The organism is Glaciecola petra, from assembly GCF_031846345.1.
GTDB classification, from domain to species: Bacteria; Pseudomonadota; Gammaproteobacteria; order Enterobacterales; family Alteromonadaceae; genus Glaciecola; species Glaciecola petra.
Genome location: NZ_JAVRHX010000001.1, coordinates 647,270 through 670,740, shown reverse-complemented (window position 1 = coordinate 670,740; position 23,471 = coordinate 647,270). Strand labels below are relative to the sequence as shown.

Annotated in this window: 19 protein-coding genes; all 19 read right to left on the bottom strand. The window is 40.4% G+C overall.

Going from position 1 to position 23,471, the window contains the following annotated elements:
• Nucleotides 1-20: 20 nt before the first annotated feature.
• Nucleotides 21-1,169, bottom strand: a complete 1,149-nt coding sequence (gene pseC, locus RM552_RS02955) for a UDP-4-amino-4,6-dideoxy-N-acetyl-beta-L-altrosamine transaminase (protein WP_311367300.1) — start codon at nucleotides 1,167-1,169, stop codon at nucleotides 21-23.
• A gap of 8 nt (nucleotides 1,170-1,177) precedes the next feature.
• A complete protein-coding gene (gene pseB / locus RM552_RS02950) occupies nucleotides 1,178-2,176 on the bottom strand; it encodes a UDP-N-acetylglucosamine 4,6-dehydratase (inverting) (RefSeq protein ID WP_311367299.1) in 999 nt (332 codons plus the stop codon).
• Between the two features lie 25 nt (nucleotides 2,177-2,201).
• Nucleotides 2,202-5,828: a motility associated factor glycosyltransferase family protein gene (locus RM552_RS02945; RefSeq protein WP_311367298.1), complete on the bottom strand. Its 3,627-nt coding sequence runs from the start codon at nucleotides 5,826-5,828 to the stop codon at nucleotides 2,202-2,204.
• 64 nt (nucleotides 5,829-5,892) lie between these two features.
• Entirely contained in the window at nucleotides 5,893-6,285 is a 393-nt protein-coding gene (locus tag RM552_RS02940; RefSeq protein WP_311367297.1) for a hypothetical protein, read from the bottom strand.
• Nucleotides 6,282-6,704 carry a flagellar export chaperone FliS gene (fliS, locus tag RM552_RS02935; protein ID WP_311367296.1) on the bottom strand — a complete coding sequence of 141 codons (423 nt, stop codon included), beginning with the start codon at nucleotides 6,702-6,704 and terminating at the stop codon, nucleotides 6,282-6,284. The genes RM552_RS02940 and fliS overlap by 4 nt, the downstream gene beginning before the upstream one ends.
• 57 nt (nucleotides 6,705-6,761) lie before the next feature.
• Entirely contained in the window at nucleotides 6,762-8,210 is a 1,449-nt protein-coding gene (gene fliD / locus RM552_RS02930; RefSeq protein ID WP_311367295.1) for a flagellar filament capping protein FliD, read from the bottom strand.
• Nucleotides 8,211-8,223: 13 nt separating this feature from the next.
• Nucleotides 8,224-8,730, bottom strand: a complete 507-nt coding sequence (locus tag RM552_RS02925) for a flagellar protein FlaG (RefSeq protein ID WP_311367294.1) — start codon at nucleotides 8,728-8,730, stop codon at nucleotides 8,224-8,226.
• An 82-nt stretch (nucleotides 8,731-8,812) separates the two neighbouring features.
• Nucleotides 8,813-9,649, bottom strand: a complete 837-nt coding sequence (locus RM552_RS02920; protein ID WP_311367293.1) for a flagellin N-terminal helical domain-containing protein — start codon at nucleotides 9,647-9,649, stop codon at nucleotides 8,813-8,815.
• Nucleotides 9,650-10,489: 840 nt separating this feature from the next.
• Nucleotides 10,490-11,317 carry a flagellin N-terminal helical domain-containing protein gene (locus RM552_RS02915; RefSeq protein ID WP_311367292.1) on the bottom strand — a complete coding sequence of 276 codons (828 nt, stop codon included), beginning with the start codon at nucleotides 11,315-11,317 and terminating at the stop codon, nucleotides 10,490-10,492.
• 743 nt (nucleotides 11,318-12,060) lie between these two features.
• Complete coding sequence (locus tag RM552_RS02910) at nucleotides 12,061-12,894, bottom strand: flagellin N-terminal helical domain-containing protein (RefSeq protein ID WP_311367291.1); 834 nt, start codon at nucleotides 12,892-12,894, stop codon at nucleotides 12,061-12,063.
• Between the two features lie 369 nt (nucleotides 12,895-13,263).
• On the bottom strand, nucleotides 13,264-14,487 hold the full coding sequence (gene flgL / locus RM552_RS02905; RefSeq protein WP_311367290.1) for a flagellar hook-associated protein FlgL: 1,224 nt from the start codon (nucleotides 14,485-14,487) through the stop codon (nucleotides 13,264-13,266).
• An 11-nt stretch (nucleotides 14,488-14,498) separates the two neighbouring features.
• A complete protein-coding gene (gene flgK, locus RM552_RS02900; RefSeq protein WP_311367289.1) occupies nucleotides 14,499-16,643 on the bottom strand; it encodes a flagellar hook-associated protein FlgK in 2,145 nt (714 codons plus the stop codon).
• Complete coding sequence (flgJ, locus tag RM552_RS02895; RefSeq protein ID WP_311367288.1) at nucleotides 16,640-17,578, bottom strand: flagellar assembly peptidoglycan hydrolase FlgJ; 939 nt, start codon at nucleotides 17,576-17,578, stop codon at nucleotides 16,640-16,642. The genes flgK and flgJ overlap by 4 nt, the downstream gene beginning before the upstream one ends.
• 67 nt (nucleotides 17,579-17,645) lie before the next feature.
• Entirely contained in the window at nucleotides 17,646-18,797 is a 1,152-nt protein-coding gene (locus tag RM552_RS02890) for a flagellar basal body P-ring protein FlgI (protein WP_311367287.1), read from the bottom strand.
• Nucleotides 18,794-19,441, bottom strand: a complete 648-nt coding sequence (gene flgH / locus RM552_RS02885; RefSeq protein ID WP_311368264.1) for a flagellar basal body L-ring protein FlgH — start codon at nucleotides 19,439-19,441, stop codon at nucleotides 18,794-18,796. The genes RM552_RS02890 and flgH overlap by 4 nt, the downstream gene beginning before the upstream one ends.
• Nucleotides 19,442-19,571: 130 nt before the next feature.
• Nucleotides 19,572-20,360: a flagellar basal-body rod protein FlgG gene (gene flgG / locus RM552_RS02880; RefSeq protein ID WP_311367286.1), complete on the bottom strand. Its 789-nt coding sequence runs from the start codon at nucleotides 20,358-20,360 to the stop codon at nucleotides 19,572-19,574.
• Nucleotides 20,361-20,406: 46 nt separating this feature from the next.
• The gene (locus RM552_RS02875) at nucleotides 20,407-21,150 is read right to left on the bottom strand and encodes a flagellar basal body rod protein FlgF (protein ID WP_311367285.1); all 744 of its coding nucleotides are present in this window, start codon (nucleotides 21,148-21,150) and stop codon (nucleotides 20,407-20,409) included.
• Between the two features lie 217 nt (nucleotides 21,151-21,367).
• On the bottom strand, nucleotides 21,368-22,753 hold the full coding sequence (gene flgE / locus RM552_RS02870) for a flagellar hook protein FlgE (RefSeq protein ID WP_311367284.1): 1,386 nt from the start codon (nucleotides 22,751-22,753) through the stop codon (nucleotides 21,368-21,370).
• A 9-nt stretch (nucleotides 22,754-22,762) separates the two neighbouring features.
• Nucleotides 22,763-23,455, bottom strand: a complete 693-nt coding sequence (locus RM552_RS02865) for a flagellar hook assembly protein FlgD (protein ID WP_311367283.1) — start codon at nucleotides 23,453-23,455, stop codon at nucleotides 22,763-22,765.
• Nucleotides 23,456-23,471: the final 16 nt, after the last annotated feature.

Below are 23,471 nucleotides of genomic sequence, written 5' to 3'. Positions count from 1 at the left end.
TCTTCATGTATAAACATCGCTTACTCGGCAAGTATATCATGTAAGACTGATATCACTCGATCTTGCTCATCTTCACTTAAGTCATAATATATGGGTAAGGTTAACGCATGATTATAGAAATTTTCTGACACCGGAAATTGACCCGCTTCAAAACCTAATTCTTGATAATAAGGATGCAGATGAATGGGGATATAATGCACATTCACGCCAATCCCATTGGCGTGCAAAGCTTCATAAACCTCAGCTCTATTATGTTGTGTCAATTCCACCATATATAAGTGCCAACTAGCCGAGTCAATATTGTCTATTTGTGGCAGTTTTAATGGTAAATTTTGCAAGCGATCAAAGTATTTAGCTGCAATTACGCGTCTTTTATGAATAAATTCATCTACTCGGGATAACTGTGAAAGACCCAAAGCCGAATGTATATCACTTAAACGATAATTATAACCAAGGCAAAGTTGTTGATAATACCAAGGCCCTTCTGACGCACCTTGCATAAGCTCAGTATCTCGAGTAATACCATGCTTACTATACAATTGACATTTTTTTGCCAGCTTTTCATTGTTTGTCATTATCGCACCGCCTTCTGCGGTAGTAATAGACTTTACCGGATGAAAGCTCAATACAGCGATATCAGAAAATTGACAATTACCTACATTTTTATCTAAATATTGGCTTCCTAAGCTATGTGCAGCATCTTCAATTATTGCGATTTTTAATGGGGCACATAATGCTCGTATTGCCTGCATATCGCAGCTGATACCGGCAAAGTGGACAACTACTAGCGCTTTAGGTAAGGCATTATTTTGTTGCGCTTGTAAAAGTTTATTATCCAACTGTACAACGCTAATATTACGCGTTGTTGAATCTATATCAACAAAATCAACCTCTGCGCCACAATACCGAGCACAATTTGCAGATGCGGCAAAAGAATTTGGCACGGTCCATAAAATGTCACCCTTGCCTAATTCTATTGCCATACACGCAACATGAAGGCCCGACGTCGCGCTATTAACTAAGGTACAATGCGCCGCGCCGGTATAGTGACACAATGCTTTCTCAAATAAGGGTCCTTGCTGACCTTGTGTCAAAAATTGATTTTCTAATACATCAACAACTGCTGCAATATCGTTTTGGTTAATACTATGCTTGCCATAATTAATCATAAGGAAGTTTATACGGTTTGTTGATCGAGCCCAATTAGCTCATTAATACTTAAAAAGTGAGGGTTAGTACCAGAGTGATATTCAAATTTATCACTCACTTGTGTCCCTTTTTCAAATAATTTGTTTTGCTTGTAATTAACAGCATCTTCAAAAAATGTAATTGCTGGTGTTATTACAAAATGGTCTTCAAATTCGATACTATGATGTGCCATTTCTTCAGGTACCATTACTTCATGAAGCTTTTCCCCTGGCCTAATACCAATAAGATCATGCTCCCGCGTACCACTCATTGCTTCAACCAAATCTAAAATATTTATTGATGGAATTTTAGGGACAAAAATTTCGCCGCCCTGCATGCGTGCGAAGTTTTTCACAACAAAACTCACTCCATCGTCCAAAGTTATCCAAAATCGCGTCATTTCGGTATGTGTGACCGGTAATTTTTTTGCACCTTCATTTAATAACTTTCGATAAAATGGCACCACGGAACCCCTTGAACCCACTACATTTCCGTAACGAACCACTGCAAAACGAGGACCATTTGCACCTGCTATATTATTCGCTGCGACGAATAATTTGTCAGAGGCCAGTTTTGTTGCACCATATAAATTTACTGGGTTAGCCGCCTTGTCTGTTGACAGCGCAATAACTTTATCGACACTGTTGCTAATGCATGCATCAATGACGTTTTGTGCGCCATTAATATTTGTTTTTATACATTCATTAGGGTTGTATTCTGCTGCAGGGACTTGCTTTAACGCAGCTGCATGAACCACAAAATCGACATTTTTAGTCGCTGCTATTAATCTTTCTTTATCACGCACATCGCCAATAAAGTAGCGCATCGATTTATGATTAAACTCTTGCTGCATTTCGAATTGTTTTAATTCGTCTCGCGAAAAAACGATCAAGCGTGAAGGGGCATAGTTATCTAGGACAAAGCGGATAAAACGCTTACCAAAACTACCTGTGCCACCCGTGATTAATATACTTTTGTTGTCAAACAATGTGTTTTCTCCAAATTACGCATGCTTACTCTAACCAAGGGCCCAATAACTCAAATGCCTTTGGTGGTCTGTGCATCAATAGTCCTCGGTTTCGCGTAGCATCCTGTAAAGTAATTGCGTTGGTATTACTCTCTGGTTTTGTTACAGCCAAATAGTGTTTAAACATATAGGTGTTTGATAAGTGCCCGTTTGCCGTGTTTTTGCTGAACACTGTATTTACCATGGACAATAAACCTTGTTTAATTATCGATACTGATTTTGAATCATATTCGCTTTGTAAATCACTTAAAGCATTAGTAGATGCATTTATCAAGCCAGTTTTTTTAAAGCTTGGTTTGCAAAATACAAATGCAAATTTATGATAATCTTGTGCCCTCGCGCTGATATGATGTAAATAGTTTTCTATCGTAATAGCCTCTAACTCGCCTTGTTCAAACTGTTGGTTTTGGGAAGCATTTAAGACGTCTATCATGTTAGGTAAATACATAATAGTGTTAGTGCAATCGGCATTTATAACTTCAAAGTGCGTTTGCTGATGCACTATTACCATAATATTAGCACTTGTTTCTTCAGCAATTGTGGTTTTGAAAATCGCAACGTCATGGTCGTTTGTTATGTCAAACAGTACACAATCGTAGTGCTCACTACTTGTTAGTTGAACACTGTCAATGATATTAATATTGGGTATATTTTTGTCGTGAATATAGCTTTGTAATAAAGCACGTGTAGTTGTATCAGAGACGTAAACAGCAAGCCTTTTTGATTTGTGTTTTAACAATAACTGTTCTCGAATTTGGGAGAAAGCTTCTGAAGTATCAACTAAACTCAATTGGTGATGGATAAGGTGCTTAGCGTCTTCTATAAAGACCCGCCAGGTGCCGAGTATTTCATTGCAATCGCTTAGGTAACTTTGTAGGTCTTCTTCTGTGTCAGCAAATTCACCCATTATTTCACTTGAACGCATGGCCGCTTTTGACAAACCTGCAGACAAATAATTAATACTATTGTAAAAATAATAAAAATAGAGCGAGCCACCATGTGTTTTCGCCACATTTAATTGTGCTTGCAAAGACTGAATGAGCGCATCAACATCGTTCAATGAAGACAGCCTTGCCGCGCAAATTTGCTCCAACTGGCGCACTTGTTTAAACATTAACTCACTGCTGTATGCTTGCGCTAACATATTCGCTAAATCAACTTGTGGTGATATGAAGCAAGTTTGTAGGTTTTTTAAAGCACGCTGTTTTTCTGCTTGATGGGTAGTAATTAGCACATCATTTTTGTGCAGCGACCTTGTCCCTTCAATAAACACCCCATTAGACAAATTAAAACAATCAATGTTTTTACCTTTTGTTTTTTGTTCTCTTAACAATTGTTCAAGGATCATTCGAGAAATATTAAACTCTGTTTTGGTATACACCCACTCGTGATGGTTACCTTTTACTCGCATGGTTGTATTATGCGTGCTCTGATAATCAAAGAGCTGCTTTCCGTTTTGATAGTAACCAGAATCTTTACTATGGTGTTTATTTTGGTCAGCAAAGCCCAAATCTACACCGACTAAATAAAGTTGTTCAAATCCAAGCGTTAAAAATATATTTAAAATTAGATTAGTTACTGTGGGATATGCGTAATCCAAGGTAGTGAAATGTTCTGCATTCAACATTGCTAAAAATGTTTGTGAACTTGATTCTCCACTTTTAAATGCCATCAGTACATTTTTATACAAATCACAAGTGTCTGGATGTATACCATTGACACTTAATAGTGTTATTTGCTTTAAATATTCTGGATCGTCAATACGCGATGCCCAATCAAAATTTGCTCTGTTTTGTTCAACTTCACCATGAAAATCTGGACATATACCATTTCGGTGTAAGGCTTGTAATGCTGTTCCGCAACTTATCACAATCGCAGATTCTCTGTGCTCTTTAATCACATCAATACAATCGTCAAGAGAGGGACCATTACCCACTATAAATATTGGTGTTGATTTGTCTTTAACTGCTAAGTATTGCTGCGGCATGCTGCGCATTACTGGCACGCCTCGATGTAAAGCGTGAAATGTATGTGCAATACCATAAACGACATGGTCGAAATTTTCACCCATAGAGAAGATCACCATTAATTGCTGACGAACTTCGTTTAATACTTGCGCTAACATCGGGTTATCGTATGCTTGAACGATAAAAGTTTCATTCAATAAATGTGGCCCTATTTGCATAAACTGCGACATTAAGTCCTTGAACAAGCGTGAACTTGATTCACCTATATTTATGTACAATTTACAGTCATTGGACTCACAATTATTGAGTATTTCTGACCAGTCTATGGCATGTAGACTTGCCGCAAAAAAGTCTGGATTGGGTTCGCATATTATGAGATTTTCTACCTCATGTTCATTCAATAAAGATGCTAATAAATACCCTTCTGCTAAGCCAAAAACTAACAACACCTTAATTTTTTTGGGGAGGCTTTTTATATGTTTTTCTCGTGCTTGAAGACGTGCATCTAATTGGCAAATAAAACTGTTATGTACATAGTGCTTTAACTTATCTGCACTGTAACCAAAGGCTAAGCCATCCACGCTTGGATTGTTTTTAAAATGCTGCGCTAACAACAAAGCTTCACGTTTTGGGTCATCCCCGGCAAAAAAGTTTCCTTCGTTGATATTATAAATATTAATATCTTGTGTAGTGTTATGACGAACAATTTGCCATTGCCGACAATGATAATCCTCAAAAGCGGCATGTAAGTCTGGAAAGTGCAATAGTAAACTGGCTAAATTTTCGAGATATAATGGACTACTGTCATGTTCAATAGCTGTCCAGTTTTGAGCGTGATTAGCATTAAATGAGGTTAAAAAGTGAGCACTGTGATCTAGCGTTTGCGACAACTCAGCAATGCCATTATGCCATTTACCCAAACGAATGTTTGATACTATTTTATTAAAAACTGGCGTGATTTGATGTTGATAAACAAGCACTTCTGACACACCTAGCTGTGTGTGTAGTTCATTGATTTCTTTAAAAAATTGATGGATATTATCGCCAATTTGAAAAAACAATTGGATGCCACTGTTGGTTGCATTTTCTAAAAAATTAGCCCAGTCAAAAATAGAAAGACTTGCTTTAAATAATTGCCAATCTGATTCATAGATAACTAGTTTGCTACATGAAATACTATTCAATAAAATGGGGATATGTGTTGCTTTGCCTAAGCCCAAAATGACTAGTGCATCAGGCGGATTATTTTCAACATGAGCATGCAGTGCTTTTGCGTAAACAGATCTTTCGGTAAAACTATTATCTTTCGCTTTTAGCGTCTTTACATTATTTTCAGAAAAACATAAAAGCGAGGAATAAAAATAGTAATTTTCAACTTGCTGAGAAATATTCTCATCAACATTAATAGGATAAAAACAACGTCCAGTATTGAAATCAACAATATTAGTCTGTTTGTTTTTATCTACAAACACACTCAAATTGCGGGTCGGAATTTGGCTTATTAGACTGCCAATACTAGGCACATAATGCATGAATGCTTGAACGTTTTTAGCGTGTTGACTATTGATTAATCCTGCTAGTCGTTGTTCAGATTGACTTTGTTTTTCGTCGTCTGGTTCAAGATGCAATCGAATATCGGTAAGCATAAATGTCTAGTAAAATCCCGTTGTGTTTATATTAAGTGACAACAGAAATTAACTGGTTCTGATCTTAAACTTGGTGGTACTCTTTTATAGCTTTTGATGCTTTGCTAATGTTGGCTAAATTTTCACGAACGTGCTTTCGTTTTAATTCAACGGCGCCGAGTAACACTTTATTAATATCAATTTCTTTGCGTGCAAAAGACAGTTTCTGTTGTTCTTGCAAAGTATTAAGCAAAGACTCTACCAAGTTCGCGCGTTTTAGAATAAATTTTTCAATGTCTTCGTCTATGGCCTGACTCAATGTACCATCTGCGTCTTGTTCTACATTACAGTTAAACAGTTTTAGTAAGTGTTTATTTATGTCGGCCAGCTCACTTGGCGTATCACTATGATCAAGCTCAGCGTTAATAAAATTGCTTATTTTGCTTGGTTGACCAGCTGGTTTAAGAGTAGTTTTCACACATTTTCACCCTGAGCAGCACTATATGCGATTTGTTTATCTTCTTCAGAAATTGCTGCCCAAGCGTCTTTTATGGGTAAATATAAAGACGACACTTCATCAATAATGGTTATGCCATTTTCAGTGTCAATCTCTGTTAATTTATCGATAATATAGTTGTATAAACTAAAGATGTTTTCAGCAAACTCTCCACCCACATCTACATTAAGTGTGTCGCGTAAATTAATAAAAATTGCGGTCGCTTTTGACAGGTTTTCTGCACGACCTTTTAAGTCATCGCGGGTAATGCAACCTTTAGCATAGGCGAGCCTATCGAGCGCACCTTGCATTAGCATTAGCGTCAACCTATGTGGGTCGGCGCTAGCGACGTCCTGTTTTAAACTGCCTTTTTGATAGGCATTTATTGCTTTAACTGACACTTTCTTCACCTTTTATAAAAACACAGATGGTATGTGCTAAGTGGATATTAAATTTAGTTATGATAAAGCAGCAAACAAGGCGTTACCTGTTTGCTGAAGGCGTGCAACCGTGCTATCTAAGCTTAAATAGCGGCTACGCAATGTTTGTTCAAAGCTGATCATACGTATTTCAAATCTTTCACGGTCGCTCGTTACCACATCTTGCAAATCTTTAATGTTGTCTTCTCTTGAGCTCAAAATACCTGAAGACTGGGTGTATTGTTCTGTAAACTCTAATATTCGTGATGCTATGCCACCTTCGCCATTGAATAATTTGTCAATGTCGTCAAAATTATCATTAAGTGCATTTTCGAGACGGTCTGCACCAGAGCCCAAACCAAAATCGGTAGTGCTGATTTCTAGTTTCCCCTCTGAGGTTAATTCAATCCCCAGTGCAAATAAGCTACCAATTAACGAATCGCTAACGTTACTGCTTAAAATATTTGCTAATCCAGACTGAATACCTCTAACAGTAGAGTCTCCAGCTAATGCGCCGTCTTCTTCTAGATCGGACTCTCCATAACTGGTTAACCTAGCGAGGTCATCGTTAAGTTCGTTAAATTTATCTACAAACTCAGTAATTTTTTCTTCTAATCCTTCAGCATCAAACCCAATAATTAGCCTACTAGCAATGGGATCGCCATTGGTATCTTGATCTGACAACTCTTTTACATCAAAACGCACACTCTGAATCGTGTTCTCAAATTTATTAGTGTCACTCTGGACTTCAATACCATCAACAACCGCTATTGCATTTGCCGCATTTTTTATTGGCGACAGTAAAGTGCTCGACTCTGAGGAGTCGGTTGTGCTAATGCGATTGAGTTCAGCGATGTCACTATTGTTGACGATTTGTAAATCGTTACCAACACCGGTGATGTCTGATGTAAACACAAGTCGAGCACCGCCATCGGCGGTCCCGGTGTTTATAATATTGGCTTGCACACCAAAATTGTTTTCATCGTTGTTTATTTGTTCGCGAAGTTCGGCAAGCGTGGTGCCCTCAGAAATACTTAACGTAAAAGTGTCGTCGGTATCGCCAATTTTAAAAGTAATGTCGGCTGTACCGCTTGTGAGCACAACATCATCGGAGGATGCGAATCCACCATCAACCGCATTGGCCGTCTCAATACGGCTACCCTGAGCTAGCTGTGTTACCGCAATCTCATAGGTACCAGGCAGCGCAGCTGTACTCGGGTTTGCAGATAATACATCATTGTCTTCCGACGGATTCTCAATGGTGGGTTCACGGCCCGATAAGTTACCTTCTTGCTGTAACTCTTTAATGGCATCTTCAAACTCACTAAGTTTGGACTTAACTTGTCCAACGGCAGAAATTTCGTCGCTGAGCGATTCATCACGTTCGTCTAAACGCTGAGTCTTCGGCCCTCTTTCAGACTGAAGAAGTTGTTCTACTAGTGATTCAAGGTCTAAACCAGAACCTACTCCCAATGATGAAATGCTCATAAATTACCTCATATTATGCCTGCCCATCAAACACTACACCCGTTTTATTCGTGCTGTTTGATTCCAGTTCTTTCATTCGCTCTGCAAAAACCAGCATCTCCTCGGAAGGAATTTGCCGTATAACATTGCCGCTTTCTCTATCCATTACCGTAACAATCGGCTGGCTAGAGCTGTCATCAAGCTTGAATGAAAGTTCTGTGCCATTTGTTTGCAATTCTTGACTTAAAGACGCCAAGGACTCATTTAAATCGACCGTTTCCTCTCTTGTTAGCGTATCGGCTGATTGAGTATTTGCTTTACTCTTTTTGTCGTCTTCAGCCTGCTGCTTTTCAGCCATATTGACCTGCACTTTCTCTGCAGATTTAACTTGCTGAGCCACCGACGGCGTCTCACTTTTGGTGAATTGACTAGCACCACTGGCAAACCCGACTAAACTGCTGCTAACAAATGATTGACTGCTTAATGTCGAAGCAACATTACGCGCAGTCTCTTGCCCTATTTTAGTATTTACAAGGTCCATAACTACCTCCGTTGAAAAAAGTGAGGAGCGGTTACACCCAAACCTCTGATGAACCGCCCGTTCAACGCAACTCTACATGGTTTTATCCAAGCAATGCTAAAGCGGTTTGCGGCCTATTTGAAGCCTGACTTAACACCGCAATACTTGCTTGTTGCATAATTTGATTTCGGGTCAAATTTGCTGTTTCGGCGGCAAAGTCTGTATCCAATATTTGTGAACGAGCACCAGATAGGTTTTCGTTGATGTTACTAAGGTTTCTTATTGTCGATTGAAATCTGTTTTCAAGCGCCCCAAGGTCACCTCTTACACCACCAATCGCAGATATTGCAGTATCAATCAAACCAATTGCTGCACTCGCATTGGCCGCTGTTGATACCGACAAAGCACCTATTCCAAGCCCTGTAGCACTGTAGCCGGCAGTTGCTATATCTGCCGCTTCTAAACCAACGCTAATAGTTTGCCCTGCATTTGCACCTACCAAGAAATCTGCATCATATGAACCGTCAAATAAACTAACACCATTAAACTCAGTATCGGTGGCGATGCGAGATATTTCGCTTTTTAGCGCAGTCACTTCTGTATTTAGCGCTTCTCGATCGGCAGCAGAATTGATACCGTTTTGCGACTGTATAGCTAGTTGACGAATACGTTGCAGAGCGTTAGTTGTTTCTCCTAATGCTCCTTCCGCAGTTTGTGTTAACGATATAGCGTCATTTGCGTTTCTAACAGCTTGTTGTGTGCCATTAATTTGCGACGTTAATTTATCCGATATTTGCAAACCTGCTGCATCGTCTGCAGCCGAATTAATACGAGAACCAGAAGACAATCTTTCAAAAGACTTATTTAGCGCATTAGATGATTCAAATAGTTGGCGCTGTGCATTTAGCGCAGACACATTAGTATTAACAAAAATAGACATTTACTACCTCCAAAAACAAGAATCTGAAATCGCCAGCACACTGGGAATTCTTGTTTTCTTACATTTAGCTGAAATAGGTTCACTAGGCCTGGTTCAGCAACCTCAAATTTGGTTTAGCAAAAATAATTGCATTACCCCTCAACTAAATGTATCGGCGTCATCTTGAACTTCTTTAGATTTAATTTGAAAATAATTTTTAATTATTTTATCTCTCTGATTTTAAATCTATTATTTTAATTATCGCGTTCGCGATAATGACGCTGGACTACGCGATAATGACGGCGCTATTCGCACCCTTAGTCATTCCTTTGCGCACATTGTCATTCCTTCGAAAGAAGGAATCCCTCGAAAAGAGCATGCATCCCAGATGATGAGGATGTTTGGGGAGATTATCGCGTTCGCGATAATGACGGTGGACTACGCGATAATGAAGGTGACCGACGCGATAATGACGGTGGCGTTCGCGATAGGGACGGATGTTTTTTGGTACCTACTAATTTGGCACAGATCATGCTTTTAATTTTGTATTGAAAAAAAAGCTGAGCCATGGGGTGGCCCAGCCAAATTGCTCACGTTAGGAGTTGGAGCAAACTTTTCGTCGACTGGCAGGATTGTAGAATATGAAAGTACTGGCCTCTCAACCGCACTTCTACACTATCAGTCTTGTTAGTCGACATTTTCCTTTGTACCAGTTAACTGCTCACTACCTATAATATAAATTTTAGCGGTAGTATACGCCATCCTTGGCGTAGAGAGGGCCTCTCAAGCCTAAATAACTGGTTGAACTTACTTGTTATTGTTAAATTTTATTTTTTGTTAAATCACGTTTTTATTACCAGATTACTGTAATAAGCTAAGTGCAGCTTGTGGTCGCTGATTCGCCTGCGACAAAACAGTTGTGCTCGCTTGTTGAATAATTTGTAGCTTTGTTAAGTTAGCTGTTTCAGCGGCAAAATCTGTGTCTCTTATGCGGCTACGAGCTGCCGACACATTTTCTGAAACATTGGTCAAATTACGGATAGTCGATTGAAATCTATTTTGTATTGCACCTAAATCCGCTCGCTTGTCGTCTACAATAGCGATTGCGTTATCTAATTCGATAAGTGCCGCCGATGCTGCAGCCGGTGTGGAGACAGAGAGGTTAAATCCTGGGAATAATCCAGATGTGCCAAAGCCAGAAGCTCGCGATACATTTATACTAATTGTTTGACCTGAATTTGCACCCACTAAAAATAAAGCTGAGTAGCCTCCAGTTAACACACTCAATCCTGCAAACTCTGTCGTTTCTGCTACACGACTCATTTCGGCTTTTAATGCAGAAACTTCTTTTTGCAAAGCGTTTCTGTCGTCTACTGAATTAATACCGTTTTGTGATTGAATAGCCAATACTCTAATTCGTTGCAGTGCGCCTACCGTTTCTTGTAATGCACCTTCGATGGTTTGGGCCAGTGAGATACCATCATTTGCGTTTCTCACGGCTTGATCTAAACCCATGATTTGAGAAGTCATTCGATCAGATATTTGCAAACCAGCAGCATCATCTTTGGCACTATTGATTCTAAACCCCGATGATAAACGCTCAAATGCAGTACTTAAATTACTAGTGGTATCATTTAAAAACCGTCTTGTACTTAACGACGATATATTAGTATTTACAAATAAAGACATAATTTTTCCTAACGATTTAATTTATGCGCCAATATTTTGTGTTTTTGGCGTCATAGTTTTCACTTTATTCAGTGAGCTAACCCTATTTTTATGGCATAAACCATTGTCGATAAAAACAAAGTTGGCACACAACGTGCTAAAGAATTAGGTAATCAAGGACTGATGAATGTTCAAACTCTTTTAGAGATTTGAAGCATGTATGCTGTAACAGAGCGCAAGCTCTTGCTGACCGGCAGGTATGATGTTCCAGACCTCATACCTCTCACTACCTCCTGGCATCATTCCTGTCAGTCGGCAGTTCAGCATGTCATGACGACATCTGCTATTTTGGATAATGTTTATGAAAACAATTATCTATCATACAATCATCTTTAATTAGGGTGAATTGTTTTACTCTTGCTCTTCACCTTTCCTAACGCTATCGCCATTGCACCATCTGGTGAACGGTTGCACTTCTTTGTATTACTCTTTGAACTTGCTCTCGGTAATTAATTGAGTGCTTTAAGGGACTTTGTTGTTATGTTTTACCCCCGACAATTTAGTTATCGAACAGACACGCGAAAATCTTTAGTAAAAAAGACTAAATTAAATAAAAAAAAAGGAAATAAGCGGCCAGGCAATGCCTGGCCAATCGCTCGGATGTTAGAGAGTGAGCGGTCTCTCTTGCTGTTTGGCTAGTTAAAGCTAGTACTACCTCCTGGCTTCATTCCCCAAACAGTAGGGTCTCAGAAGGAACTAAAAGTTTAGCCTAAAAGCTGCAACGCCGATTGAGGACGCTGATTAGCCTGGGATAATATGGTAGTACTTGCCTGCTGAATAATCTGATTACGCGTTAAGTTAGCAGTCTCTTTCGCAAAATCAGTATCTAGTATTTGTGAACGGGCTGAAGCCATGTTCTCAGATATGTTAGATAAGTTACGAATAGTAGACTGAAAACGGTTAGTCAGCGCACCAAGGTCTGCACGAGCTCCACCTACTGCTGAGATTGCAGTGTCTAGTGTTGCCAACGCTGCCGAGGCACCTGCTGCAGACGATACAGATAAAGCCGCAAGGCCCAAACCAGTTGCTGAAAAACCTGCTAAGCCGTCTGGCGAACTTAAACCAACAGAAATAGTTTGGCCACTGTTTGCGCCTACTAAGAATGTTGCTGAAAAACCACCTGTTAAAATATCGACTTTGTTAAACTGAGTGTCTGTAGAAATTCTAGAGATTTCAGTTTTAAGTGCTGATACTTCTTTTTGCAAGGCATCACGGTCAGCTTGCGCATTAATACCATTTTGCGATTGCACCGCTAGTTGACGAATACGTTGCAAAGCAGTTGTGGTTTCGCCTAGGGCGCCCTCAGCTGTCTGCGTTAACGAGATTGCGTCGTTCGCGTTGTTTACGGCTTGATTTAACCCGTTGATTTGAGTTGTCATACGGTCCGTAATTTGAAGACCAGCAGCATCGTCAGACGCACGGTTTATTCTGAATCCAGATGATAAACGCTCAAAAGATGTATTTAACGAATTGGTTGAATTGAATAGCTGACGCTGGGCATTTAAGGCCGATACGTTAGTATTTACGAACATAGACATAAGTCTCTCCTACACTATCAGTCCAGCGCTTGCTGGCAGCCGGAAACATTCCGGAATTTAGTTTCATTTGTAGAACATAGCTTCTCAATTAAAAAGCATATGTACTGGCTCTCTCGTAAATGGTTATCGACAAGGGTGAAATTCCCTTTAATAGAATTTAATAAAAATTTTATTCAGTGGGCTGAAAAGCGGCAAAAAATTGCCGCCTTTAAAAAATGAACAGGGTGATATTATCGATGTTGTGTACCGTAGAAGACTAAAAAAACCATTTTTTAAACGACAAAGTTTTTTTTACTTTTTTTATTTACTATAAATAAAAGCCCCGATAATGCGGCCATAAGATATTCAGACAACGATGAATGTTGCAGCTTATATATAATTAAAGAGGCTAAGGTTAGCGATTCGCGGAAATGAAGCGAAGGCTGCTTCAAGCGCTGTTTCTTGCTTAGCAAATTCGGAAGAAGCTTCTGCATAGTCAACATCTTCAATTGCCGAGCGAGCTTGCTGATTTGCAATTTCGGCATCCAATTGTGCAGATTCTACTGATTGGGCGATATTTAAACGTGCACCTAAAGAAGAGTTTTCCCTTGCCATCCGTGTCAGCCCGTTATCTAAGCCAACAAGGGTATCATCAATTATTGAAGTATATTCTTGCTCGCTCAAATTTGGATCGTTTAATGCCAAAAACAGGGTGTGTAAGGTTTCTGCCATATTTGCTTTTTTTGGTCGATTTAACTCGATGTCAAAAGTATCACCAGGGACGCCAACTGCATTTAATTGAATTCCATTAAATGATATATCTTGCCCACTTTCGAATACTAAACTATCCAGTATTTGACCAGTACCAATATTACTAACTTGAATTTCGTTTGCCGAAACGATTGTAAATCGAAACGCATTATTGGCATCGTTAACAGGATCGAAGTTTTCGCGATGAAACTGATCAAATGAACCTTGGTTTTTTATCTGATAGTTCTCTACAACCGCCCCTGATACATTTGGCAACGAAAAATTAAGTCGTGCTTGTACATCTTCAAATAGAGATTTTCCTGAACTAGTACTTTGAATGCTAACACTGTCAGACAACTGAATGATATTTGTACCGTCATCTCCAACAAAACTAATTCGATTATTGCTAGCTGATGGGTTGAATTCAAACGCTTGTTGCCCAGACTGGTAACCAGAAAATATATATTCTCCGCTTGCATTCTGAGAGTTCATTAAATCAACAAGTTGGTTTCTTAACTGTTCGATTTCAGCCCCCAACGCTATTTTGTCAGGCGCAGATAAAATACCATTACCCGACTGTACAGTTAATACTCGCGCTCTATTTACAACGTCATTTATGCTTCTTAGCGTAGTTTCTTGCAGTTCTAGCGCATTGGTAACTAAATCATTATTACGCTGATACTGACTTATTTTGTCTATTTCTTCAGTCAAGCGAATGACCTGTGAAGCACCAACTGGATCATCAGACGGCCTTAACAGTTTTTTGCCACTGGCCAGCTGAGTCTGGATATCAGACAAATTGCCCTGACTGGAATTTATTGCGCGCAAATTTTGATTAAATATTAAATTTGTAGTTACTCGCATATCTCACTCCACTATCTAGATACTTGCAAAATCGTATCGAACATTTGCTGGGCTGTAGATAAAATTCTAGCGGCAGCAGCATAAGACTGCTGAAACTGAATCAAATTTGCAGCCTCTTCATCGAGGCTAACGCCTGCGCTTGATTCAAACCAATCCGATGATTGCGTTTGCATTATTTTAGCGGCTTCTAAGTCGATTTTTGATGCCGCGGAAGCCGAACCTACTTGGCTCACTAGTGAAGAGTATGCTTCGTTGAAAGTAGCTTTGTTACCTTGTGTGCCATTGCTTAAACGCACAAAGTCACCTTGTTGTAGGCTTGCTAAATCATATGCATTTCTATTGTCATTAATACCGTTTGTATTGTAGTCAAAGGTAAACTCATCACCCGGTTTAGGAATACCTTCCAATGAAAAATCGTAACCTGGATAATCGTCAAGCGCGCTAAATTCAGGAGGCCATGCTGGTGTACCTGATTGCTTTGCTTGCGCAAGTAGATTATTTAAATCACTAGCGCCTGACACCGTTGATATTATTTGTCCGCTATTGTCTAGAACATCGTATGTATCTGCTGAACTGAAGCGAACAGTCACCGGAGCGCCAAAGGTGGCAGACGGTGATTCACTCGCATCTTGAAGACCAAAATCACCATTAAAAGCTGATGCTCGACTGTCAACAAATGAGTTATCTACAAAACTATTACTAATGGTCAAACCAATTAATTTAGCATCTCCCAAGTTATCAATATTGGTATCTAATCTAAGAGGTTTAGCAAATGCTAAGTCTTCAGCACGAGTAGTTGCCATTGTTAAATTAGCAGCCGCAATGCGCGTCGGTTGAATTAAAAATGCATCTCCAACAGCATAGTTCCCACCATCATCGAAGGTTATTTCAATACCTCCGATAGTCGCGTTGTACGTACCTGCTTGAGCCGTAACGGTTAAGGTTTGAGTAATCGGATTATTGTTTTCATCAAGCTGAGGGCGACTTTCGTTTGTCAATGCAGCTACTTCGACATCAAATGTCGCTGGGTTGCCAGTGGGAGCCGTTAATACTGTAATTTTATAATCATTATTGGTTAGGTCACCACTTTCACCTGGACGCAAGCGACCAGTCACGCCAACTGACAAGTCGGCGTTTTCAGGATAGTTGATGCCTCGAAAATCAGCTATTGTGAACAAATCGCCACCCAATTGAAGATCCAAATCCATACCCTGACGATTTTGCGTATTTAAGGTGTCAGCCAATGTAGTTGCAAGCTTACCCAAATCTCTTTGTGCAGGCTCTAACACTTGTTCTCTATATTTATAAACACCACCTAAAGCGCCGCCTAGACTTTGCTCTCGCACATTAATGGTGGTGTTTTGTTTGGGTGGTTGATAATTAGTTTGGAGTTTTAAGTCGCGACTGGTGTAATCGGGTTCCCCTCCAATTGCAAAAACATTAAAAGCGCCGTCGGCCAATACTAGTGATTCTCCGCTTTTTAAGTTAATGACTATACCGTCGTCAGCATTGGAACTTTGTCTTACTTCAATTGCAACTAATTCAGACAACTCCATAACCGCTAGATCTCTTTGATTAAGAAGCGCCGAAGGAGTGTCGACTGTGCTAGAGCCTTGAGCCACTTGTATCGCTTCATTCAAATCGCCAATTTGCTCAATAAGGCGATTGGCCGTGCTTACGGTATTTTCAATTTGTAACTCAGTCTCTTCCTCTTTTACGCGCATAAAATCGCCCAAAGTATTGATCCGATTAAGCATACTTTGTGCTTCACCTAATACGGCATCACGAGATGGCATATTGGTAGGATCATCCGTTGCGGTTTGTATGGAAGCAAAAAATCGGGTCAATGCAGAAGAAATACTGTTCGCTTCAGTCGCGAGAATGTTGTCTAAGCTTTCTACCCTATTATTGAAAGCTTCAAACTCACCTACTGAACTTGTGTCGCGACGTAATTGATTTTGAGCAAATACATCTAAGACTCGATCAGTAAAGCCAAAGTCTACTCCACCCCCAAGGCGCGAAGTAAATTCTGTACGTTCACGGACATAACCCTCTGTGTTGATATTGGCAATATTATTACTGGTCGTGTTTAGCAATTTTTGACTGGCATTTAAGCCAGAGGTTGCCATGGTAAATAAATCAGCATTTCTAATCATGGCAATAACTCATTTAACAAACTGCCGTTATATACCGACATAATTTTATCTGCGTAGCTAGGGTCAGTCGCATATCCCGCCTCTTGAAGAGACTTAAAATAACTCGCCGCGTTTTCAGTTTTTTCAATAGCTTCGCTATACCGAGGATTTGATTTAATAAAGTCTACATAATCGCTAAGTGAATCGGCAAAATCGGAATAGCTTCTAAAACTAGCTTGTTGTTTCTCTGGAATTTGATTTACGTATTCAATGGTGTCGACAACCGCTTTTTTACCTTGCCAACGTGGGTCAGCTTTTATGCCAAAAAGATTATGCGAACTATTGCCGTCATTCTGTTGGATAACATATTTGCCCCAGCCTGTTTCTACTGCCGCTTGTGCTAGTAAGGCCTTAGGATCGATGTCAAGTTTCTCAGCAGCGGCTACCGCTTTATCATATAAACCCTGCACAAAGTCTTTGGGTGAAGCAAAAGCTGCCTGCTTTTGAATTGAAGCATCACTATTGCTCACTGTTTTATGATTGTTTTCTTGTAGTAATTTACGGTAGCGATTGATGTCTTCTATATTTGCGTTACTGCGTAAACCATTAATAGTGGTTGCCTCTTTATTAATATCCATTTGTTGAATAATAATTTCAGCTAGGCCGATACTACCATTAGTGGATAAATCAGTAGCGAGTTGCTGGTCGTGCATATCGCGATAAAACTTAACTTGCTCTGAATTAAACGGACTATCTTGATCAGCAAGTGCATCTTGTGCTTTGCGCATAGACGACAAAAGCATCTTAACGAATATGGCTTCAAACTGTTTAGCCGCTTCTTCTAAAGCCTTGCCATCGCCATTTTTAGCTGCCGTGCGCAAGGTATCTAGCCCATTGAAGTCAAGTGTACTTCTCGACATCTCGAGTTGTGACTTTGTATCTAACTTCATATCCATACTAGGGCTTCCTCGTATTACGCTTGCTAATCGTTTTATTTTGGTGATTGTTACAAATAAACAGCATTTAAATGACTATCAATTCGCCTTGTAAGGCACCCGCTTGCCTGAGTGCTTCAAGGATCGCCATAAGATCTCCAGGCGCGGCTCCAATTTGGTTTACGGCCCTTACTAATTCATCCAGCGTGACGCCAGGGTCAAACTTAAACATGCGACTATCATCAAGTTCGACGTCAACAATCGACTGATTAAGTGCCACTGTTTGGCCATCTGCAAACGCGTTTGGTTGAACAACTGCAGGGTCTTCGGTAATAGTGACCGTTAATCCCCCATGAGTAATTGCTGCTGGAAGCAATCGAACGCTACTGCCAATCACTATTGTGCCGGTGCGACTGTTTATAACAACGCGCGCCGGTGCTGCAGCAGGTGTAAATTCAAAATTTTCTATAGTCGCCAAAAAGCCAACGCGCTGACCCACATCTCGTGGCGCACTAACTCGCACACTTGCGGCATCTAATGGCGTTGCTATGGCATAGCCCTTTTCAGGATCGGCGCCTAAACGACGATTTATTTCATCAGCTAAAGCCTGTGCAGTTGAAAAATCAGGCGAATTCAAATTAAGTGTTAAGTAGTCATTTTGCATAAGGCCATTTGGAACAGTCCGTTCAACAACTGCACCATTGGCAATTGTGCCAACGGTTGGTGTATTACTAACAATTCTTGAGCCATCGTTGCCTTGGGCACCAAAACCAGACACCACTAAGCTGCCCTGTGCAACGGCATAAATCTCACCGTCGAGCCCTCTTAGCATTGTTGTCAATAGTGTTCCCCCTTGCAAACTGCTCGCTTCTCCTATTGAAGAAACGGTTATATCTATAGTTTGCCCAGGTTTAGCAAAAGCAGGTAAATCTGCATGAATTGCAACTGCTGCAACGTTCTTAATTTTTGGCTTCACGCTACTGTCTAAACTAATACCAAAATTAGCCAACATGGTACGAAAAGACTGTTCAGTAAAAGGAGACGTTTCTCCAGTGCCTGGTAAGCCTACTACCAATCCATATCCTACCAATTGATTTGAACGCACACCTTGCACACTGGCTAGGTCTTTAATGCGCTGAGCCGCGCCAAGCTGAGTACAATAAACAAGCAAAATAAAACTGATTAATATACCGGTCACTTTTTGACTATTCATACTTAAAACACCATTTGACGAAATCATAGAGGCCACCATGAAGAGTTGAAAAATTTATTTAACCAACCTTTTTCCTGCGCATTGGCGAAAGTTCCTTTGCCACTATATTGAATTCTTGCATTAGCAATTTTATTTGACTGTATTTCGTTACTAGGGCTTATATCTGCTGGCCTAATCACACCAGTCAATCGAATATACTCATCACCATTGTTTAGGGTCAGCCATTTCTCACCTCTGATCACTAAGTTGCGATTTGCCAACACTTGGACAACAGTGACCGAAATATTGCCTTGCAAGCTATTACTTTGGTTTGACTGAGCATCACCAGTAAATTCGTTACTTGAATCAACACCGAGTTGAATAGCTTCGTTGCCAATGCGGATGGGTTGTGCACCCAAACCCACAACAGGGTTTAAATTAGCGGTAGATTCTTTTGAGGTGCGAGTATTCGCACTTTTGGTGGCATTGGTATTTTCACTCAATGTTACAGTAATAATATCGCCTACCCTTCTTGCAGTAACATCAGAATATAGACTGTTGGCTGATATCGCTGAAAACAAACTACCCGTTTCAGCAATACTTTCGCGTTTATCAATAGGTTGTACTGGCGCATAATACGGGTCATTTGCGCTTATTGGTGTGCTACTGGTTGATTCGCAACCCATCAACATGAGCATTGCCATTGGTAATAGCAGTAGAAAAAAACTGCGGTAATAGTGATATTGTGTTTTCATGATCGAGGTTTACCTTGTACTGCTTAATTTATGTTCGCCAACTTCTAAAATAGGCTATTCAATGCCGTTAAAGCTGCTGAATAACCTGACCTAACATTTGGTCAACTGACGAAATCACTTTAGAGTTCATTTCATACAAACGCTGACTTTCAATTAAATTGACAAGCTCTTCAGTTACATTAACATTTGATGTTTCAAGTGAACCTTGCGATACGGTTCCTAATCCCTCTAATCCAGGCACGCCTTGAACTGGTGCGCCAGATACAGCAGTTTCAACAAATAGATTTTGTCCTATGGGTTGCAGGCCAACTGGATTAATAAAATCAGTGATGTTAATTTGGCCAAGTACCTGCGGTTCAGCTTGAGCTCTTAATTGCGCAGACACTTCACCTTCTTGAGAAATAGTAATTTGTTGCGCTTCTGGCGGCACGGTTATGACAGGTTGCAACACAAAACCAGCACCTGGAGTCACAATTTGACCTTGGTCATTCAGGGTAAATTGGCCATTTCGAGTAAATGAAGCGCTTCCGTCTGGCATTTGTATTTCAAAAAAACCTTTTCCTTGAATAGACATATCTAACGCATTTCCAGTGGTAATAAGACCACCTTGCGTATGTGTTTTTTGAGTGGCGACAACCTTTGATCCTGCTCCGAGCATTAAACCCGATGGTAATTCTGTGTCAGCTGATGAACGCCCGCCAGGCTGATTAATATTTTGATAAAGCAGGTCTTCGAATACCGCTCTATCCTTTTTAAAGCCAACAGTACTGGCGTTTGCCAAGTTATTTGAAACAACTGACACATCTGTTTGCGCCGCGTCTAAACCTGTTTTACTTATCCATAATGCCGGATGCATATTTGTAACCTCCGCGAATTCAATTCGCTAAATAAACGTTTAATACTTAAATCATTCTTAATAACATGTTGCCACGCATGGCTAAGGTGTCGGCTTTTTTCATAAGCTTAACTTGCATTTCGTAATGACGTTGCAGACCAATCATATTCACCATTTCGTCAACAGCATTCACATTCGACCCTTCTAACATTCCGTTTTGTACCGTAACGGTGAGATCCTGCTGGGCAATCTCACCAGACTTCAAAGCAAATAGGCCGTCTTCACGTCGTTGAATTTGATCATTAGGTGGATTTACTAATTTAAGCTGGCCAATTTCTTCAACCGCATTCTCAGGCGCACCTTGTAGTCGAGCCGATATGGTTCCGTCAATACCAATGGTCAAGTTATTCAGTGGGACAGGCAAAAATATAGGACCATTGTTTCCCATTACTAAATTGCCTTTTGGGTCGAGCAAAGAACCATCGGCGCCTGTTGTAAATCCACCGGCGCGAGTAAATGCTTCCTCGCCTTCTGGAGTCTGCACACTAAACCACCCTTCGCCTTGGATGGCGATATCAAGCTCTCTGCCAGTAGTAATTTTGGGGCCCGACTCATAATTATTTGCTGGGCTTTCAGTCATTGAAAAAACGCGTGTTGGCAAGCCCTCACCAAATGCTGGCATGGCTCGGGCTTGTTCTAATTGTGCCCTAAAACCATTTGTTTGCGCATTAGCCAAATTGTTGGCGCGCACACCCGTAGCAATCAAATCTTGCTTAGCCCCGCTAGCTGCAATGTATAAAAGCTTATCCATTTATCTACCTTAGTTCCTAAATTAGGAATACACCGTTAGAGAAACACTCTCTGACTGTTGTTACTAAAGTTTTGCAAGTAGTGTGCCAATAGAAATAATGCGGAGATTTAAATGTATGGTATTGATTTATATGGTATTTACTAAAATTGCCGCTTACATGGAATAAGCGGCAATGCGGCAATTAATAACCGGGAAAGATCAAAATATAAAGACAATATTATCTAATATTTAGAATGGTCTGGTTAAGCTGGTTGTTCACTTCAAGCGCACGTGAATTTGCCTGGAAGTTTCTTTGCGCAATAATCATATCGATTAATTCAGTGGTTAAATTTACATTTGCTTGTTCAAGCGCAGAAGAATTAATATCTCCATATGTCCCAGTAGTCGCTTCGCCCGCTAGCGCTTCTCCAGAAAGTATACTTTCCTTCCATTGCGTAGAACTTTGCTGAGTTAAACCTTGTTCATTAGAAAAACGAGCGAGTGCAACTCTCACTATCGGCTCTGAGGTACCATTTGAAAATGTCGCTCTAACTAAACCGTCTGGCGAAATATCAATACCCGTTAATCTACCTACTGGTAAACCGTCTTGCTCTAGTGATGTCACTTCAAAAGCTGACGCAAACTGCGTAGGCTCATTCGGGTTAGCACCTGTTGGATCTAAATTAAAATCAATCGTAATTTGTTGTGTCGCATCAGAACCGTTCGCTAAAATCAATTCACCAAGTGCTTCAGTCTGTATTTTCTGGTTAGGTTGCGGCAAACCATCGGCAGACTCTATAGCAATAAAATCACCACCGTCACTAAATTGAATTTTCGCTGCCGTAGTTGCGAAGCCTGAGTTTGTGCCAACAACATTTACTGCAGTAGCAGGGTCAGATTCACTTCCGTCTGAATTTGTCATATCAACGAGTTGATCGTCTACGGCGGCTACGACATACCATTCATTTACTGCGGTAGGATCGTTGTCTTTAAGAAAGTAATATGTCATTACGTGACTATCACCAAGAGAATCATAAACAGTTACTGAGGTTGCTGCGTTATATGTAAGTGGATCAGTTGGATCAAATTCGGTCGGCTCTTTAATTTGTTCGCCTGCAGGCAAGTTAAACCTCACGTCGACCTCGGTTGTTGATTGCGGTGAGCCCGATGAATCGGGAATTCGAACCGGTACCGTGGTGCTCAAGGCTACCGAAGCAGAAGTGCCGTCTGGGTTAACTGGAAATCCTAATAAATTATCTCCGGCGGAATTAACCACAAAGTTATCTGAATCTAACTTAAATTGGCCTGCACGAGTAAATGAAAAGTCTCTTGAGGTAATTTCCGGTACGGTTGCAAAAAAGCCGTTACCCGTAATTGCCAAATCAAGTGCATTGTTTGTAAAACTTAAACTGCCTTGAGAAAATTGTTGTGACACTTCTTGTGTTAATACCCCATCCCCTACTTTAGTTTTGCCTGATGCTAATAAAGAAGCGGCATATACATCTCCAAACTCTGCTCGTGACTCTTTAAAACCAACTGTGTTAACGTTTGCTATATTGTTTGCAGTTGTATCTAAGTCTTTTTGTGATGCAGATACTCCACTTAATGCTATGTTAAATGACATGTTTTGCTCCTATGAATTACCGATTTGTATGACGTCGTCTAAACGAATGCTGACATCACCATCTAAATTTAATACTACACCCGCTCCTGACCCCGACAAACTCACGCTATCGACGTGGCGATTAATTGCGGTAGGTAGAGCGGTCGACTCTCCAAACACTTTACCTTGAACGGTGACAGCATAATCACCAGGCGGCATTAAATTGCCGCTGCTGTCGGTCCCGTCCCAGCTAAATTCAATGTTGCCTGCGGCTTGTGTGCCAATGTCAATAGTCCTGACTACTTCACCGCTTGCGTTTTGAATCGCTATTTGAGTCTCTTGGGAGGTTTGTTCGCTAATAATTACGCCAGATAAACCGTCGCCTTCATTTGCCATATGACCTATATTGCCTGTCACTAAAACCGACTGACCAATTAGACTGGATGCCTGCAACGCTTGGTTGCTAGTCATTGAGGCTGCAAAACCCTCAAATTTTTCATTTAATTGCGAGATACCATCAGCCGTTGTAAAAGACGTCATCTGTGCAACTAATTGGTCGTTATCAACAGGCTTTGTTGGATCCTGATTAGCAAGTTGTTCGGTCAACAGCGCAAAAAAGTCTTCTTGTTTTAATTGTTGCTCAGTTCCATCTGAAACTGGCACTGGGTCTTCGGTTTCCCAATACAGTGTTGAGTTAAGACCATTAGTAGGCAGTAAATCCATAATTATTTCCTCAACC

Bases quoted from the DNA above. Each gene is read 5' to 3' on its own strand.
- flgG (WP_311367286.1), bottom strand. From the start codon at position 20,360: ATGCATCCGGCATTATGGATAAGTAAAACAGGTTTAGACGCGGCGCAA.
- RM552_RS02890 (WP_311367287.1), bottom strand. From the start codon at position 18,797: ATGATTTCGTCAAATGGTGTTTTAAGTATGAATAGTCAAAAAGTGACC.
- RM552_RS02910 (WP_311367291.1), bottom strand. From the start codon at position 12,894: ATGTCTATGTTCGTAAATACTAACGTATCGGCCTTAAATGCCCAGCGT.
- fliD (WP_311367295.1), bottom strand. From the start codon at position 8,210: ATGAGCATTTCATCATTGGGAGTAGGTTCTGGTTTAGACCTTGAATCA.
- RM552_RS02865 (WP_311367283.1), bottom strand. From the start codon at position 23,455: ATGGATTTACTGCCTACTAATGGTCTTAACTCAACACTGTATTGGGAA.
- flgJ (WP_311367288.1), bottom strand. From the start codon at position 17,578: ATGGATATGAAGTTAGATACAAAGTCACAACTCGAGATGTCGAGAAGT.
- flgH (WP_311368264.1), bottom strand. From the start codon at position 19,441: ATGTTGATGGGTTGCGAATCAACCAGTAGCACACCAATAAGCGCAAAT.
- pseC (WP_311367300.1), bottom strand. From the start codon at position 1,169: ATGATTAATTATGGCAAGCATAGTATTAACCAAAACGATATTGCAGCA.
- flgK (WP_311367289.1), bottom strand. From the start codon at position 16,643: ATGATTAGAAATGCTGATTTATTTACCATGGCAACCTCTGGCTTAAAT.
- RM552_RS02915 (WP_311367292.1), bottom strand. From the start codon at position 11,317: ATGTCTTTATTTGTAAATACTAATATATCGTCGTTAAGTACAAGACGG.
- RM552_RS02925 (WP_311367294.1), bottom strand. From the start codon at position 8,730: ATGGACCTTGTAAATACTAAAATAGGGCAAGAGACTGCGCGTAATGTT.
- RM552_RS02920 (WP_311367293.1), bottom strand. From the start codon at position 9,649: ATGTCTATTTTTGTTAATACTAATGTGTCTGCGCTAAATGCACAGCGC.
- RM552_RS02945 (WP_311367298.1), bottom strand. From the start codon at position 5,828: ATGCTTACCGATATTCGATTGCATCTTGAACCAGACGACGAAAAACAA.
- RM552_RS02875 (WP_311367285.1), bottom strand. From the start codon at position 21,150: ATGGATAAGCTTTTATACATTGCAGCTAGCGGGGCTAAGCAAGATTTG.
- flgL (WP_311367290.1), bottom strand. From the start codon at position 14,487: ATGCGAGTAACTACAAATTTAATATTTAATCAAAATTTGCGCGCAATA.
- flgE (WP_311367284.1), bottom strand. From the start codon at position 22,753: ATGTCATTTAACATAGCATTAAGTGGAGTATCTGCATCACAAAAAGAC.